We start from the raw sequence: 15,995 nt of genomic DNA, 5'->3' as shown, positions 1-15,995 counted from the left end.
GGAACGACGTATACAATAAGCGCCGGCGAGCGCAAAGTCTTCCTTGGCTTTCGGGCGCTTCCATCACCACCGATCTCGCGAAAATGAGGCGCGCTCGGGATGTAGACCCCCCGACGCTCGCGCAAACGCTGGCCCGAACGCATGTCTTCGACAGGTGATGCAATCGGCGATAGCGAATACGCTGTTGGATGAGAAAGACGCGCGGCGTCTCTACGCTCGCCCCCGCACCCGGCACGACCGGGCCTTCATCCCGCAGATCAGAAGCTGCCGAAGACGAGGCCCTGGCCGAGCAGCACGAACAGCCAGTGGCCGGCGTCGATCAGGGCCAGATCCCAGCCGAAGCGCTGGAAGCGACGGTTGACGACGACGGTCGTCGCGACGAAGCCGAGCCAGAGATAGAAGGCGGCCAGCAAGGCGCCGGCAAGCGTCACCGCCTGGAAATGGGCGAGCAGGAGGGCGAAGATCGTCGCCATCACCAGCTCGGCCAATGCGGCGAGAAAGATGTTGCTGGTGCGGTCCCCGCCGCCGAGCACTTCGAGCCGCGCCGCGCGCCGCCAGTTGCGGGCGAACGCCGTGTACCAGATCGTCCCGACGATCATCGACACCACCGTCGCCAGCACGATGGCAAAGTAATCGACCGCCGTCAGCGACATCGGTCGTCCGCCCCCTCGTTTCCCCGGAAACGAGCTTGCGATTCCATGGCGATTTCGTCAACCGAACATTACCATTTGGTGCGACTTCGGCGCCCCTCCCGAGACGAGGGCCAGGGCGGATCCTCACGGCCTCGCCAGCCATCGCCAGACCGCGACGCGCTTGATCTCCTGGTCCTCCAGTTCCCGGCTGACCGGCACTTTGTATTCGCCGAGCCATTCGAGCCGTCCGCGCGGCAGATAGGCCCGGCCGGGATCGCCGACGAGAACGGTCGTCCCGCCGGCCGCCAGCTTGTCGAACCAGGGAATCAGGCTTCCGGCCATCTCCCGGTCGTAGAAGACGTCGCCGGCAAGAACGAGGTCGGCGTCGACCGCACGCCCGACGAGGTCGCCCCGAAGAAACCGCACCTTCTCCGCGCCGGTCCCGAAGCTGCCGCCGAAGTTGAGCGCGAGGTTCGCTTCGAGCGCCGCCGCGGCGAAGGGGTCGATGTCGGCCGCCGTCACCGGCTTCGCGCCGGCCATCGCGGCGGCGATGGCGACGAGGCCGGAGCCCGAGGCGAAGTCGAGGACGCTGCGCCCGGCGACGGTCTCGGGATGATCGAGCAGAAACCGCGCGAGCCCCTGGCCGCCCGCCCAGGCAAAGGCCCAGAAGGGTGGCGGCAGGCCGATCGCCTCCAGTTCCACCTCGCTCTTCAACCAGATCTCGTGGGCCTCGGAGGCGAGACGGAGGCGGATTTCCGGCAAGTGCGGCGGGCAGGACACCGACGTGTTCGCGGCGACGAAGGTGGTGGCGCGGGCAGGATCGAGCCGTTCCCTTTCGGCAAGCGGGTGCGGCGCCTGCGGCCTTTCCTTCTCGGACATGCGATCCTCTTTCTCGTCTTGCCAGCCGGCTCGTCGCAGCCGGCCGCTCGTCGGCGGCGCGACGTGAACATGCGCTTGGCCCATTGCGCCAGCGATGGACAAGCCGGCCGGAGACGACATCTTGGCACGAAGGCCGAAACGCAAACGGCCAAAACGGGGAGCCAAGCCTTGCCAGCAATCGACGAAGAGCCTGCGGCCTCCAAGGGCGTCATCCTGAAGAAGGCCGGGCAGGCCGGGCGAATCACCCTCGCCAAGCCGAAGGCGCTGAACGCTCTCGACCACGAGATGGCGCTCGCCATCGATGCCGCGCTCGCCGCATGGGCCGAAGACGACACGGTGAAGATCGTCGTCATCGACGCGATGGGCGAAAAGGCCTTCTCGGCCGGCGGCGACATCGCCGCGCTCTATCACGAGGGCAAGGCCGGCCGGTTCGAGCCGGCGCGACGCTTCTTTGCCGACGAGTACCGGATGAACCGGGCGATCGCCCGCTACGAAAAACCCTATGTCGCGATGATGGACGGCATCGTCATGGGCGGCGGCGTCGGCCTTTCCGCCCATGGCGATCTCAAGATCGTCACCGAGCGCTCGATGGTGGCGATGCCCGAATGCGGCATCGGCCTCATTCCCGACGTCGGCGGTTCGCTGGTTCTCGCCCGAGCGCCGGGCCGGCTCGGCGAATATCTCGGCCTCACCGGCTTTCGCATGAAGGCCGCCGACGCGATCTTTTCCGGCTTCGCCGACCGGTATCTGCCCGCGGCGAAGATCGGCGAGGCGATCGGCCGGCTGGAATCGACCGGCGATCCGCAAGCGCTCGACGATCTGTTCGAGACGCCCGAGGCCGGCGAACTGGAGGGCCGGATGGCCGAGATCGATCGGTTCTTCGCCGAGCCGGACGCTAGCGCGATCCTCGCGGCGCTGGAGGACGACGGCGGCGACTTCGCGGCGCAGACCGCCAGGCTCATCCGCCGCGGCTCGCCCCTCTCGGTCGCCGCGACGCTGGAGCTGGTGCGCGCCGCCCGTGCCGATCCAACCATAGAAACGGCGCTGCAACGCGAATATCGCTACACCCACCGCGCCCAGTCGGACGGCGACTTTCTCGAAGGCACCCGCGCGGTCGTCATCGACAAGGATAAAAATCCCCGCTGGTCGGCGGCGCGGATCGAGGATCTGCCGCGGGAGCGTGTCGAGGCAATGCTGGCGCCGCTGGGCGAGGACGAGCTGGCGTTCTGACCGGCGCCGGTTTTGGATGGTGTGTCGGGCAGGCGGACGCGATAGCCTTGTCCGTATAAATGAGAGCGCCCCCGGGGCGCTGCAGGACAACAGGGGAGGAAATGCCATGAAGATCGGTTTCGTCGGTCTCGGCAACATGGGCGCGCCGATGGCGAAGAACCTCGTCGCGGCCGGCCACGCGGTCACCGGCTTCGACACGGCGGGCGTGACGGTCGAGGGCGTGACGCCGGCCGCCGCGATGGAAGACGCGGTGAGCGGCCAGGAGGTGATCGTCACCATGCTGCCGAACGGCGCGATTGTGCGGACGGTACACGAGGCGATCGTCGCAGCGGCCGATCCGGAGACGCTGATCATCGACTGCTCGACCATCGACGTCGAAAGCGCCCGGGCCGTCCACGCGCTCGCCGGCGAAAAGGGGCTGATGTCCCTCGACGCGCCGGTCTCCGGCGGAACGGGCGGCGCTGCCGCCGGCACGCTGACTTTCATGGTCGGCGGGTCTGAGGCGGCCTTCGCCAAGGGCCGGCCGCTGTTCGAGCTCATGGGGGCGAAGGCCGTCCACTGCGGCGAGGCCGGCGCCGGCCAGGCGGCGAAGATCTGCAACAACATGATCCTCGGGATATCCATGATCGGCGTCTGTGAGGCCTTCCATCTCGCCGACAAGCTCGGCCTCGACCGCCAGGCGATGTTCGACGTCGCCTCGACCTCCTCCGGCTCCTGCTGGTCCCTCAACACCTATTGCCCGGCGCCGGGCGTCGGGCCGGAAAGCCCGGCGGATCGCGACTACAAGCCGGGCTTTGCCGCCGAGCTGATGCTCAAGGACCTCGACCTCTCCCAGACCGCCGCCGAAAAGAACGGCGCGGCGACCGAACTCGGCCGGCACGCGCGGGACGTCTATAAGGCGTTCGTCGAGGGCGGCGGCAAGGGCAGGGACTTTTCGGCGATCCTGGAGAAGCTGAGCGCGGGGTGAGTGGCTAGCCGACGGGGATCTGAGATTTGATAAATCTCGCTTTTTCTTATCCTGGTTGTATAGTCTCCGGCATGTCAGATACCTTCATCGTTCCGCCCAGGCCCAAACGTCGCATTCCTATGATTACGCTGAGCGAACTAATCGAAGCGATTGGTGCGTATCTCACGGCTTACACTGATTTCGGGTTCGAATTTGGTGATTTCGAAGGCGAGCGGTTTGATGGCTATTCTACGACTAGAGTCTTTTTTTATGGCCGTTTCGATCCCGAGAAAGGGCGTCGTCTGTGCACAGAAACAACGATAGAGGGCAAGCGCTGCCAATCACTCTCGGCAAAGCTCTTCAATGATCCTTCGCCGTTCATGTTTCTCGGCGACGTCGATCTCAAGCCCGGACTGATAGTGGAGCCGCTCGAGGATCGCTCAATTGCAATCCATCGCATAAAGCGATGGGACAAGGGCTCAGCCTACTACTGATGGGCAAGGCTCACGGCGACGGCCGCGTTTTTCTGTCGTTTGTTCAGAGATTGCGCTGTTGCGGAAAGCTCCCCGGGTTAGGGCTTTTGGCTCGGAACTACCTGCATTGGATTTGACCACTGACTTGAAATGCCGTTCCATCAGGCAAACGGGCAGTCTTTCGGAAAATAGGAGTGCCGGAGGCTGCGCACTTAAGGACAGGCTTCATGGGTCCCGAGCAGCTCAAGACCCTTCTCGCCGAGGCTTCGCCGGCCCGTTCCGGCGATTTTCTCGCCGGCGTCGCGGCCGAGAGCCAGGAAGCGCGGGTGAGGGCGCAGCGGCGGCTGGCCGAGACCGGGCTTGCCGAGATCCTCCAAACGCCGCTGATCGATCCGGAGACGGACGAGGTCCAGCGGCTGATCCTCGACCAGCATGACGAGGCCGCCTTCCGGCCGATCGCCGGGCTTTCCGTCGGCGACTTCCGCGACTTTCTCCTGTCCGACGAGGCGTCGCCCGAGGCAATCTCGGCGCTGAAATGGGCGCTGACGCCCGAAATGGTCGCCGCGGTGTCGAAGATCTGCCGCAACCAGGATCTGATCGCCATCGCCAGGAAGCGGCCGGTGGTGACGAAGTTCCGCACGACGGTGGGACTACCGGGGCGCCTCGCGGTGCGCATCCAGCCGAATCACCCGACCGACGATGCCAAGGGCGTCGCGGCCTCGATCCTCGACGGCCTCGCCTTCGGCTGCGGCGACGCGGTGATCGGCATCAATCCGGCGACCGACAGCCCCTCGGCGATGCGCCGGCTGCTCGATCTGATCGAGGAGCTGCGCCTCAGGCTCGACTGCCCGGTGCAGTCCTGCGTGCTGGCCCATGTGACGACGGCGATCGACTGCATGTCCCGCGGCGCGCCGGTGGATCTGGTCTTCCAGTCGATCGCGGGGTCGGAAAAGGCCAACGCCTCCTTCGGGATCTCGCTGTCGATGCTGAAGGAGGCGCAGGACGCGGCAAAATCCCTGAAGCGTGGCACGATCGGCGAAGACGTCATGTATTTCGAGACGGGGCAGGGGGCGGCGCTGTCGGCCGACGCGCATTTCGGCATCGACCAGCAGACCATGGAGGCGCGGGCCTATGCCGTCGCGCGGGCCTTCGACCCGCTGCTCGTCAACACCGTCGTCGGCTTCATCGGCCCGGAATACCTATACGATGGCAAGGAGATCACCCGGGCGGGGCTGGAGGACCATTTCTGCGGCAAGCTGCTCGGCGTGCCGATGGGGGTGGACGTCTGCTACACCAACCATGCCGAGGCCGATCAGGACGACATGGACAATCTGCTGACGCTGCTCGCCGTTGCCGGCGTCAACTTCGTCATGGGCGTGCCGGGCTCCGACGACGTCATGTTGAACTACCAGTCGACCTCCTATCACGATGCCGCCTATGTCCGCCGGGCGCTGGATCTGAAGCCGGCGCCGGAATTCGAGGCGTGGCTGAGAGAGGCGGGCGTGTTCGACGACGCCGGATTCCTTTTGCCGGAGAGCGACCGGGGGGATGCCGGGTTGATCGCACGATCGAAACTGTTGGAATCCGCGCAATGACGGGCGACACGCCGAAGACGCCCGCGCCGTCCGTCGGCGCCGACCACCCCCTCGAACGACTGCGGCAATTCACCGAGGCGCGGATCGGCCTCGGCCGGCATGGGGCAGGGCTGCCGACGGCCGCCCATCTCGACTTCGCCGAGGCCCATGCGAAGGCCCGCGATGCCGTGCATTCGGAATTTCAGGCCGGCGCCCTCGCGAAAACGCTGGAGGAAGCCGGATTCGACACCGTCGCCATCGAGAGCCAGGCGAGCGACCGCGCCACCTATCTGAGGCGTCCGGATCTCGGCCGGCGGCTGTCGGAGGGGTCGCGGCAGAAGCTGGAAGCGACGTCCGGCGGGCCGTTCGATCTGGTGGTCGTCCTCGCCGATGGCCTGTCGGCGACGGCGGTGAACGCCCATGGCGCCGCGGTCGCGACCGGCCTTCTCGCGGCACTGCCTGAGGGTTGGACCGTCGCGCCGGTGGTCATCGCGTCCGGCGCCCGCGTCGCCCTGTCCGACCCGATCGGCGAAGCCCTCGATGCGAAGATCGCCCTGATCCTCATCGGCGAGCGACCCGGCCTTTCTGCGGCAAACAGCCTCGGCGCCTATCTGACCTTCCGGCCCGGTCCGGGCCGCTCCGACGCCGACCGCAACTGCGTCTCCAACATCCGCCCCGGCGGATTGCGCCCCGAAATCGCCGGAGAAAAGCTCGCCGGCCTGATCGTGCGGGCAGCCGAACTCGGACTGTCCGGCACGCGGCTCAAGGACGATGCCGACGACCGGATCGCCGCCGACGCAGCCAGCCCGCAACTGCCTGGCTGAGACCCTTCCAGAGCCCGTCAATCGTCTGGCGCCGAAGGCTTTTCAAGACCTGCCAGGCACGGGTGCGGCAATCCCGGCCGGCGACGGTTTGCCCGGCGGTCTTTTTCTTCCATCCCGCTGAAAATCTGCGCACCCCCCGTTTGAAGCCGTCTTGCGGCAACACATCTAAGGGTGACGGCCGGCGGAGCCGAAAGGCTCGCCGGCCGCCTTTGCGCGTGGGCAGGCCCCGCCGGGCGGTCGCCATGAAGACATGAAAAACATCGGCCCTCGGCCGATTCCACCGACTGGAGTTCGATGTTGGAAGATTTCTTCGCCGGTTCGGCGGGCGACGGTTCGATCCCGCTTTTCGTGTGGCTGGCCACGATCGGCGGTTTCGCCGCCCTCTTCCTGTTCGATTTCCTCACCCATGTGCGCAAGGCCCACGAGCCGAGCTTCAAGGAAGCGGCGGTCTGGTCGGTCTTCTACATCGCCCTCGCCTGCATCTTCGGCGGCGGCGTCTTCTGGTTCTGGGATCATACCCACGGCGTCGAATATTTTGCCGGTTTCATCACCGAGAAGAGCCTGTCGGTCGACAATCTCTTCGTCTTCGTCATCATCATGAAGTCGTTTCAGGTGCCCCGGGAGGACCAGCAGAAGGCCCTCCTGATCGGCATCGTGCTGGCGCTGATCATGCGCGGCATCTTCATCGCCATCGGCGCGGCGGCGATCGAGCGGTTCTCCTGGGTGTTCTACATCTTCGGCGTCTTCCTCCTGTGGACGGCCTGGAAGCTCGCGGTCGAGAGCATGTCCGGCCACAAGTCGACGGACGAGGACTACGAGCCCAACGCCTTCGTGAAGTGGTTCCAGAGCCGCATGCCGGTGACCTCGCAGTTCCACGGCAATGCTCTCACCGTGATCCAGAACGGCAAGCGCTTCTACACGCCGATGGTGCTGGTGATCATCGCTCTCGGCATGACCGACATCCTCTTCGCGCTCGATTCGATCCCGGCGATCTACGGCCTGACGGACGCTCCCTATATCGTCTTCACCGCCAACGCCTTCGCGTTGCTCGGCCTTCTCCAGCTCTACTTCCTGGTGGGCGGGCTGCTCGACCGGCTGGTCTATCTTGGCCTGGGCCTGTCCCTCGTCCTCGGCTTCATCGGCGTGAAACTGATCCTCCATGCCATGGAGGCGAACACGCTTCCCTTCATCAATGGCGGCCAGCCGATCGAAGGCCTGCCGCACATCAGCACCTCCTTCTCGCTGATCGTCATCGTCTCCATCCTGGTGATCACCACCATCGCCAGCCTGTTGAAGAGTCGCTCGATGGTCCCGCTGTCGGAAAAGCCGCCGAAATAAGGTCGGCCTTGCATCGGCGGCCCTGGACTGTCAGTGCCTTGGGCCGGACTTGAGTTCGAAGGCCGAAGGCGCCGGGACGGTGCCGCGACGAGGAGCGCGACGAAACGTGGCAGAGCGAAAGACCGGTAGCGGCACGGGCGGGGACCGCCCGTCCGGCCCGACGAGCTCCGAGCCGCCAGATGCGGCGGCGTGGGACGCCCGCCGGTCGGCGCTGGAGGCAAAGCTCGCGGAGCACCGGTTGCGCACTGCCGCCGAAGCCCAGCGCGATAGCCGGCCCGGCACCATGCAGGGACTCGCCGAGGGTCTGAAACTCGGCTCGGAATTCGTCGCCGGCGTCGTCGTCGGCGCGGCGATCGGCTACGGCATCGACTCCATTGCCGGAACCATGCCGTTCGGGCTGATCGTCTTCCTGATGATCGGCTTTGGGGCCGGGGTCAGAAACGTGCTTCGTTCGGTCTCGCCCAAGCGAGAGCCTTCCGCAAATGCAGCCGAGCCGCCGTCCAAGGATTTTGGAAGCTAAACGAAAACCCCCCGAAAGGGGCGTCAGGGTGTTGCTTCGCGCTGCAGGGAACGCTATGGGCAATTCGTCTCCCCGTGGGTGCCGCATTCGACGAAGGACCAGGCCGTTTGGAACACGACCCGACAGATCCGATTCATCAGTTCCAGATCAACCGTATCGTGCCGATTCAGATCGGCGACTGGGATTTCTCCTTCACCAACTCGGCACTGTTCATGGTGCTGACCGTCGCGGTCACCACCGCGTTCCTCTATTATACGACGCGCGGCCGTGGGCTCGTCCCCTCGCGCGGGCAGTCGATCACCGAACTGTCTTACGAGTTCACCGCCAACATGCTGCGCGACGCCGCCGGCACGGCGGGGATGAAGTTCTTTCCCTTCGTCTTCTCGATCTTCATGTTCGTGCTGGTCGCAAACCTGTTCGGCATGGTGCCGTTCTTCTTCACCGTCACCAGCCATCTGATCGTGACCTTCGCCCTCGCCCTCCTGGTGATCGGCGTCGTCGTCGGCTACGGCTTCTACAAGCACGGGCTGAAATGGCTGATGGTCTTCGTGCCGTCCGGCGTGCCGGGCTACATCCTGCCCCTCGTCGTCACCATCGAGATCGTTTCCTTCCTGTCCCGGCCGGTCTCGCTCTCGGTTCGTCTCTTCGCCAACATGCTCGCGGGCCACATCACGCTGAAGGTTTTCGCCGGCTTCGTGGTGTCGATGAGCGCGCTCGGCACGCTCGGCATCATCGGCTCGATCCTGCCGCTGTTGATGACCATCGCCCTTACGGCACTCGAATTTCTGGTCGCGGCGCTACAGGCCTATGTCTTTGCCGTCCTGACCTGCATGTATCTGAACGACGCCGTCCATCCACATCACTGATCTTCCGTGGACGGGCGGGTTCGCCCACCGCGCGGCCTAGCGCCGCAAACCCAGCCGCAATCGAGAAAGTTCAAGAGGAGTTTCGACAATGGAAGCGGATGCAGCAAAGTTCATCGGCGCCGGCCTTGCATGTTTCGGCATGGGCTTCACCGCCCTCGGCCTCGGCTACATGTTCGCCCAGTATCTCGCGGGCGCCCTGCGCAACCCGTCGGCAGCCGACGGCCAGTTCGGCCGCTTGATCTTCGGCTTCGCCGTCACGGAAGCGCTCGGCATCTTCTCGCTGCTCATCGCGCTGCTTCTGCTCTTCGCCGTCTGAGGCAGGACGCAAGCGAATCGAACGTTCCGACCGGCGGCCCACGAAGCCGCCGGTCTTCCTTGACGGAGACCCGCGATGTTCGTCACGCAAGCCTATGCCCAGGACGGGGGAACGACGGAGCAACTGCCGTCGGAGGTTCATGGTGTGCAGGAGACCCATCACGAGGGCTCCATCCCCGCCAGTGAACACGGGGCGGGCTTTCCGCCGTTCGATCCCGAATTCTACCCTTCGCAGATCCTCTGGCTCGCGATCACCTTCGGCGTCTTCTACTGGCTGCTGAAGACCGTGATCATGCCGCGTATCGGCGGCATCCTGGAAAACCGGCGCGACAGGATCGCGCTCGATCTCGAAGCGGCCGAGCGCATGCGCTCCGATGCGGACGAGGCCCAGGCAGCCTACGAGCAGGAGCTCACCGCGGCCCGCAATCGCGCCCATGCGATTGCCACCGACGCCAGGGAATCGGCCAAGGCCGATGCCGAGAAGGAGCGCAAGCGTCTCGACGCCGAGTTGAACGACAAGCTCGACGCAGCCCAGGCGCGGATCGCCGAGGTCAAACGGGGCGCGCTCGCAGAGGTCGACCAGATCGCCCGCGACGTGACCGACACCATCCTGCGCGAGGTCGCCTCGATCGAGGCCAGCCAGGACGAAATCGCCAGCGCCGTCAGCCAGGCGGACCGGTAAGGGAGGACGAAAATGGACAACACGTTCTGGACATTCGTCGGCCTCATCCTGTTCTTCGTGCTGATCGTCTATCTCAAGGCGCCCGGCCGGATCGGCAAGTCGCTCGACGATCGCGCCGTCCGGATCCGCAAGGAGATCGAGGAGGCGCGGGAGCTGAAGGAAGAGGCCAAGCAGCAGCTGGCCGAGTATCAGCGCCGCCGCCGCGAGGCCGAAGAGGAAGCCAAGGACATCGTCGCCGCCGCCAAGCGCGAGGCGGAAGCGATGCTCAAGGAAACCCGCCAGCGCAACGAGGAATATGTCGAGCGGCGCACCGCCATGGCCGAGGCGAAGATCGCCCAGGCCGAGAACGACGCCATCGCCGAAGTCCGCGCCGCAGCCGTCGATATCGCCGTGGCCGCCTCGGCCAAGGTCATCGCGGATCGCAATTCCGGCAGCTCCAGCGGCCTCTTCATCGACAATTCGATCGCCGAAGTCCGCAAGCGGCTGAACTGATCCTCGCCTTCCGGCGAAACATCCGAGACGAGCCGGGCCTTCGGGTCCGGCTTTTTTGTGCCCTCGGTTTTCCCGGCCGCCCGAGCGCCTCGAAACCCAAGCCGACGGGCGGGCAGCGGGCGATCTCTCAGCTTGCCGCCTTCTGCGCCAGGTCTGCCTTGATCGGCTTCGATGGTGGATTATCGGCGTCGCCGGCCCAGTTTCCAACCGGCGATGCAACACGCCGGAAGGAGCCTGCCGTGATGAATCCGGAGCCCAACGCCAGCCGTCTCGCCGACGCCCTCTTCGTGCCGGTTCTCACCCACTACGCCGCCGGCGCGCCGGGCACGGTCGATCCGGCCCGCACACTCGCCCACATCCGCGCCCTCCGGCCGAACGTGCGGCAGATCATGCTCGCCGGCTCGACCGGCGACGGCTGGGAGACGAGCGACGCGGCCTTCGACGCGCTCATCGACCTCGCGGCTTCGCCCGACGTCGGCGAACTCGACGCCTCGCTGATCTTCGGCGCCCTGCGACCTTCCACCGGCGAGGTGATCGCCCGCTTGCAGCACCTCGAAAGGAGGCTCGACGCGGATGCCGCCCTGGCGGCGCGCGTGACTGCCGCCGTCGTCTGCCCGCCCGTCGACGCGCAGGCCAGCCAGGACGCGATCCTCGCCCATTACCAGGCGGTCTTCGAGGCGAGCCGACTGCCGATCGCCGCCTATCAGCTGCCGCAGGTAACCGGCTGCCGGATCGCCCCGGAAACCTTCCGCCAACTCGCAGCATCGCCGCGGGTGCCGTTGTTCAAGGATTCGTCCGGCGAGGACGAGGTTGCCGAAAGCGGGCTCGATTTCGGTCAGGTCGCGCTCGTGCGCGGTGCCGAAGGTGGTTATCTCGAAGCGTTGAAGCCGGAAGGGCCCTATGACGGCTGGCTCTTGTCGACCGGCAACGTCCTCGGCGAGCCGTTGCGCCAGCTGCTCGCCCTCAAGGCGGATGGGCGTCGCGAGGAAGCTGCCGCCTTGTCGGCGAGGCTGTCGGATGCCGTGACCGCCATTTTCACCAAGGCCCAGAGCGAGGGCGGCGCCAACGCCTTTTCCAACGCCAACCGGGCGATGGACCACATCGCCGCCCACGGAGCGCGCTGGCGCGAGGCGCCGCTGCCGCTGAAGGTCGACGGCAACAAGCTGTCGATGAGCCTCGTCGAGGCGGCAGCGGAGATCGCCGGGGAGTTTCTGCCGGTCGATGAGGCGGGATATCTCGGCTGAGGGCAATCGCCATCGACCACCAGATCGCCCTGTCTCGGCTTGCCGGAGAGGGTCGATCAGCACATCGACGGCGGCGTCAGAACGGCTTCACCACCACCAATATGATGATGCCGACGAGGAGGACGGCGGGGACCTCGTTGAGCACCCGCCAGTAGCGCGCCGACTTTTCGTTGCGGTCTTCGGCAAAGCGCCGCGTCGCGCCGGTGAGCGTGCCGTGGATGCCCGACATGATCAGGACGAGCAGGATCTTCACGTGCAGCCAGACGTCGCCGCTGGTCAGCCATCCGCCGGAGACCGCCAGCCAGACGCCAGCCACCCAGGTGCCGATCATCGAGGGATTGATGATCCCCTTGAGCAGCCGCCGTTCCATCACCTTGAAGGTTTCCGACTGGACCGAACCGACCTCGGCGCCCGCGTGATAGACGAACAAACGCGGCAGATAGAGCATGCCCGCCATCCAGGCGATGACGGCGAAGACATGCACCGACTTCACCCACAGATAGGCCGAATCGGGCAAAACGAGGAACATCAGCGCCGCGATGAGGCAGGTCACGGCAAGGGCGATCATCGCGTTCTTCATCGGAGCTGCGGGTGGTCCCTTGGATGGTCGGTGGTCCGGGTGGCCGGTGGTCCGGCGCCGGCCGAGTCGTCCCCGGTCGCCGCCGGCTCCGTTGGTGACTCGGACGCTACCGTCGAGTCAATTCGCCGCAGCCGCATCGGCCGCAAAACCCCGCTCATACAGTCGGGCCTGTGGGAAAGCTGTTGGTGGGAGGCCCGAGGCCGGCTTCATCCTCCCGAGCCTCCGCCCGTTCAGCCCCGCCACCGGTGACCGGGAAGAGCCGGCCGCCCGATCATCCCCGGATCCGCTTCAGCAGCGCCTCGACATGCTCGAGCGGCGCATCGGGCGTAATGCCGTGGCCGAGATTGAAGATCAGCGGGCCTTGCCCCAGATTTTGAAGGATCCGGTCGACGCCCTCGTCCAGCGCCCTGCCGCCGGCGATCAGCCGCAGCGGATCGAGATTGCCCTGGACCGCGCCCTCCGTCTGGAGTTTGCGGGCGAAATCCATCGGCACCTGCCAGTCGAGGCCGACGGCATCGACGCCGGTCTTTTGCCGGTAGGTTTCGAGAAATGCCCCGGCGCCCTTGGCGAAGCCGATGATCTTGGCGTCGGGTTTGGCGGCGCGGATCTTCTCGACCATGCGGCGGACCGGGCCGATCGCATAGGACTCGAAACAGGCCTCGTCGAGAACGCCGGCCCAGGAATCGAAGATCTGGACGCAGTCGGCCCCGGCGGTGAGCTGGCGAATCAGGTAGTCGGCGCTCATCTCGGCGAGGAGATACAGCAGCCTTTCCATCGCTTCGGGGTGGCGATAGCCGAACAGCCGCGCCGGCGCCTGGTCGGGCGTGCCGTGGCCGGCGATCATGTAGGTCGCGACCGTGAAGGGCGCGCCGCAAAAGCCGATCAGCGTCGTCTCGTCGGGAAGCTCCTCGCGCAGTCTCGCCACCGTTGCGATCACAGGCGCGAGATGGGTCTCGGCCCGGGTCGGATCGAGGCCTGCCACCTCGTCCTCGCGCAGCGGCGTCAGCTTCGGCCCCTCGCCGGCGACGAAGTGAAGCCCGCGATCGAGGGCGTCGGGAATGACCAGGATGTCCGAAAACAGGATCGCCGCGTCGAAGCCGAACCGGCGGATCGGCTGCAAGGTGACTTCGGTCGCGAAGTCCGGATCGTAGCACAGTTCGAGGAAGCCGCCGGCCTTCGACCGTGTCTCGCGATATTCGGGAAGATACCGGCCCGCCTGGCGCATCAGCCATACCGGGGGAGGAAACACGGTCTCTCCCTGGAGCACCCTCATGAGCTTGCGCTGTTCCGTCACCGGCTTTCTCCCAAATCTTCAAGAATCTCTTTGAAATGAGATTTATGATTCTATGAGTCGGTGGATAGCCGGGATTCACATCCCACGCCAATTTCCTGCCGAATTGGAGGGTTCGGCCGAACGGCCCCGCCAGGGCGATCGATGGCAGGCGGAGAGAATCGGGGACGAACGGCAATTCGCCAGTCTCTCAAACGACTTGCCGCTGGCGCACGGTGTGCGCTCACGAGGGATGATCGACTCGTTTCCGTCACCGACTTGACGGCACTTCGCCACAGATTCGCGGAGAGCCGTCCACATGGGGGCCGGCGCCGCAAAATGTGGATAAATGACAGTTCCATGAACAGGCCCGGCTGCGGCGGCGCAGGCCATGCCTGGTTACCCCGGCCTTGCCCACAGGGTGGCAAGAATCCCGGGTGAATCGCCCTTGGCCGCTTGCCTTGGCCGGGCGAATCGAATCCTGCCCCACTTGGGTCGGAGCGGGCATGACGCTATCAAACACCGGATCGATGAAGATTTTACTAAAAAGGTTCCCATTCATGGCCAAAGGCATCGTCCTCGCCTCCGGCAGCGTCCACCGCCGCGAACTTCTGAAAAATGCCGGCGTCGACTTCACCGTCCGCCCGGCCGAGCTCGACGAGCGCTCGCTCGAGGCGCCGCTTCTCGGCAGCGGCGCGACGCCCGAAGACGTCGCCTCGGTGCTGGCCGAGGCGAAGGCGACGAACGTTTCGGAAAACCATCCGGACGAAATCGTCATCGGCGCCGATCAGACCCTGGCGCTGGGCGACCGCGTGTTCCACAAGCCGGCCAACATGGAGGAGGCGCGGCGCACGCTCCTGTCGCTGTCGGGGCGCACGCACACCCTGAACAGCGCCGTCGTCCTGGTCGAGAACGGCATCGTCGTCTGGCGCCACGTCGCCGTCGCGCGGATCACCATGCGCGAACTCGATCCAGGCTTCATCGGGCGCTATCTCGCCGGGGTGGGGGGACGGGCCTTGACCAGCGTCGGCGCCTATCAGATCGAGCGCGAGGGCGTGCAGCTGATGGAGGCGATCGATGGCGACTACTTCACCATCATCGGCCTGCCGATCCTGCCGCTGTTGCAGGAATTGAGAACGAGGGGGGAAATCGATGGCTGAGGAAAACGGCGAATGGACGCCCGAGCCCTATGTCAGCGGCGCGACGCGGCCGCGCGGCGAGGGCTCGATCTTCGATCCGAACCACCGTCCGGCGATGGTCGACGGGCCTAAAGCCTTCATCACCGGCTGGCCGGTCTGGCATTCCCGCTCGCCCTTGATCCACGGGACCTGGCTGAAGGAACTCGGCCTTGCCGGTTCCTATGTCCGCATGGGGGTGCCGCCGGAGGAGATCGGCGAGTTTTTCGAAACCCTCGGGCAGAAGGGTTTCGTCGGCGGCAACGTGACGATCCCGCACAAGGTCGCGGCCTTTCGCGCCGTCGGCCGGCGGGACGGCGAGGCCGAGGCGATCGGCGCGGTCAACACGCTGTGGTTCGAAGACGGCCGTCTCGTCGGCGGCAACACCGACGCCCATGGATTTGCCGCCAATCTCGACGAGCGGCTCGCCGGCTGGGCGGAGGCAGAAACGGCGGTGGTGCTCGGCGCCGGCGGCGCGGCGCGGGCGGTCGTCCATGCGCTTCTTTCGCGCGGGGTAAAGTGCGTCGAGATTGTCAACCGCACCACCTCGAAGGCCGAGGATCTCGCCGAGCGGTTCGACCGCCTGTTTCCCGGCCGCGTCGTCGGCCATGGGGAAGAGGCGCGCGGGAAGATGCTGGCGCGGGCCGATCTTCTGGTCAACACCGTGCCGATCCCGGAAAAGGACCCCGACGACGAGACGCCCGCCTGGTTCCCGGAGAAGCTGCCGGATCTGTCGGCCTTGCCGGACCGGGCGATGGTGACCGACATCGTCTATACGCCGCTGATGACGCCGACGCTGAAGGCGGCCGAGGCGCGGGGACTGCGCTTTGCCGACGGGCTCGGCATGCTCCTTCATCAGGCGGTGCCCGGCTTCGAACGCTGGTTCGGCGAACGGCCGATCGTTTCGACGGCGCTCCGCGAACGGCTCGTCGCCGATATCGACAGCGGGATGTGA

At 65.9% G+C, this 15,995-nt stretch carries 18 protein-coding genes; 14 read left to right on the top strand and 4 right to left on the bottom strand.

All coding sequences use genetic code 11. The features are described 5' to 3' along the window. Positions 1 to 257: 257 nt before the first annotated feature. Positions 258 to 653 carry a DUF1761 domain-containing protein gene (locus tag GTK09_RS17345; RefSeq protein WP_163464730.1) on the bottom strand — a complete coding sequence of 132 codons (396 nt, stop codon included), beginning with the start codon at positions 651 to 653 and terminating at the stop codon, positions 258 to 260. Positions 654 to 776: 123 nt separating this feature from the next. After that, positions 777 to 1,511, bottom strand: a complete 735-nt coding sequence (locus tag GTK09_RS17340; protein WP_163464729.1) for a class I SAM-dependent methyltransferase — start codon at positions 1,509 to 1,511, stop codon at positions 777 to 779. 168 nt (positions 1,512 to 1,679) lie between these two features. Here GTK09_RS17340 and GTK09_RS17335 point away from each other — a divergent pair, with 168 nt between their 5' ends. The 12 genes from GTK09_RS17335 to GTK09_RS17280 all read left to right on the top strand — a co-directional run bounded on the left by GTK09_RS17335 (position 1,680) and on the right by GTK09_RS17280 (position 12,015). Then, entirely contained in the window at positions 1,680 to 2,741 is a 1,062-nt protein-coding gene (locus GTK09_RS17335) for an enoyl-CoA hydratase/isomerase family protein (RefSeq protein WP_246217974.1), read from the top strand. Between the two features lie 106 nt (positions 2,742 to 2,847). After that, positions 2,848 to 3,708: a 3-hydroxyisobutyrate dehydrogenase gene (gene mmsB / locus GTK09_RS17330; protein ID WP_163464728.1), complete on the top strand. Its 861-nt coding sequence runs from the start codon at positions 2,848 to 2,850 to the stop codon at positions 3,706 to 3,708. 71 nt (positions 3,709 to 3,779) lie between these two features. Then, positions 3,780 to 4,181: a hypothetical protein gene (locus tag GTK09_RS17325; RefSeq protein WP_163464727.1), complete on the top strand. Its 402-nt coding sequence runs from the start codon at positions 3,780 to 3,782 to the stop codon at positions 4,179 to 4,181. Between the two features lie 206 nt (positions 4,182 to 4,387). Then, complete coding sequence (locus GTK09_RS17320) at positions 4,388 to 5,755, top strand: ethanolamine ammonia-lyase subunit EutB (protein ID WP_163464726.1); 1,368 nt, start codon at positions 4,388 to 4,390, stop codon at positions 5,753 to 5,755. After that, positions 5,752 to 6,558 (top strand): ethanolamine ammonia-lyase subunit EutC, encoded by an 807-nt coding sequence (gene eutC / locus GTK09_RS17315; protein ID WP_163464725.1) that lies wholly within the window; start codon positions 5,752 to 5,754, stop codon positions 6,556 to 6,558. The genes GTK09_RS17320 and eutC overlap by 4 nt, the downstream gene beginning before the upstream one ends. Before the next feature lie 294 nt (positions 6,559 to 6,852). After that, positions 6,853 to 7,896 carry a TerC/Alx family metal homeostasis membrane protein gene (locus tag GTK09_RS17310; RefSeq protein ID WP_163464724.1) on the top strand — a complete coding sequence of 348 codons (1,044 nt, stop codon included), beginning with the start codon at positions 6,853 to 6,855 and terminating at the stop codon, positions 7,894 to 7,896. Positions 7,897 to 8,002: 106 nt separating this feature from the next. Next, positions 8,003 to 8,416: an AtpZ/AtpI family protein gene (locus GTK09_RS28035; protein ID WP_312869913.1), complete on the top strand. Its 414-nt coding sequence runs from the start codon at positions 8,003 to 8,005 to the stop codon at positions 8,414 to 8,416. Between the two features lie 107 nt (positions 8,417 to 8,523). Further along, a complete protein-coding gene (locus tag GTK09_RS17300) occupies positions 8,524 to 9,282 on the top strand; it encodes a F0F1 ATP synthase subunit A (RefSeq protein WP_163464723.1) in 759 nt (252 codons plus the stop codon). Between the two features lie 88 nt (positions 9,283 to 9,370). After that, positions 9,371 to 9,598: a F0F1 ATP synthase subunit C gene (locus GTK09_RS17295; protein WP_083592907.1), complete on the top strand. Its 228-nt coding sequence runs from the start codon at positions 9,371 to 9,373 to the stop codon at positions 9,596 to 9,598. 75 nt (positions 9,599 to 9,673) lie between these two features. Beyond that, positions 9,674 to 10,279, top strand: a complete 606-nt coding sequence (locus tag GTK09_RS17290; RefSeq protein WP_163464722.1) for a F0F1 ATP synthase subunit B — start codon at positions 9,674 to 9,676, stop codon at positions 10,277 to 10,279. Between the two features lie 12 nt (positions 10,280 to 10,291). Further along, on the top strand, positions 10,292 to 10,771 hold the full coding sequence (locus tag GTK09_RS17285) for a F0F1 ATP synthase subunit B (protein WP_163464721.1): 480 nt from the start codon (positions 10,292 to 10,294) through the stop codon (positions 10,769 to 10,771). 242 nt (positions 10,772 to 11,013) lie between these two features. Then, complete coding sequence (locus GTK09_RS17280; RefSeq protein ID WP_163464720.1) at positions 11,014 to 12,015, top strand: dihydrodipicolinate synthase family protein; 1,002 nt, start codon at positions 11,014 to 11,016, stop codon at positions 12,013 to 12,015. A gap of 76 nt (positions 12,016 to 12,091) precedes the next feature. Here GTK09_RS17280 and hemJ read toward each other — a convergent pair whose 3' ends face one another. Both hemJ and hemE read right to left on the bottom strand, forming a co-directional pair. Beyond that, positions 12,092 to 12,583, bottom strand: coding sequence for a protoporphyrinogen oxidase HemJ (gene hemJ, locus GTK09_RS17275; RefSeq protein WP_246217973.1), 492 nt, complete (start codon positions 12,581 to 12,583; stop codon positions 12,092 to 12,094). Between the two features lie 283 nt (positions 12,584 to 12,866). Further along, entirely contained in the window at positions 12,867 to 13,889 is a 1,023-nt protein-coding gene (hemE, locus tag GTK09_RS17270; protein ID WP_312869912.1) for a uroporphyrinogen decarboxylase, read from the bottom strand. Between the two features lie 536 nt (positions 13,890 to 14,425). Here hemE and GTK09_RS17265 point away from each other — a divergent pair. Together GTK09_RS17265 and GTK09_RS17260 are read left to right on the top strand one after the other, a co-directional pair. Next, entirely contained in the window at positions 14,426 to 15,025 is a 600-nt protein-coding gene (locus GTK09_RS17265; protein WP_163464718.1) for a Maf-like protein, read from the top strand. A gap of 94 nt (positions 15,026 to 15,119) precedes the next feature. Beyond that, positions 15,120 to 15,995, top strand: a complete 876-nt coding sequence (locus GTK09_RS17260) for a shikimate dehydrogenase (RefSeq protein ID WP_163464813.1) — start codon at positions 15,120 to 15,122, stop codon at positions 15,993 to 15,995.

Origin of the sequence: Jiella pacifica (genome assembly GCF_010500815.1) — a bacterium.
GTDB classification, from domain to species: Bacteria; Pseudomonadota; Alphaproteobacteria; order Rhizobiales; family Rhizobiaceae; genus Jiella; species Jiella pacifica.
This window is presented reverse-complemented; position numbering and strand designations above follow the sequence as displayed.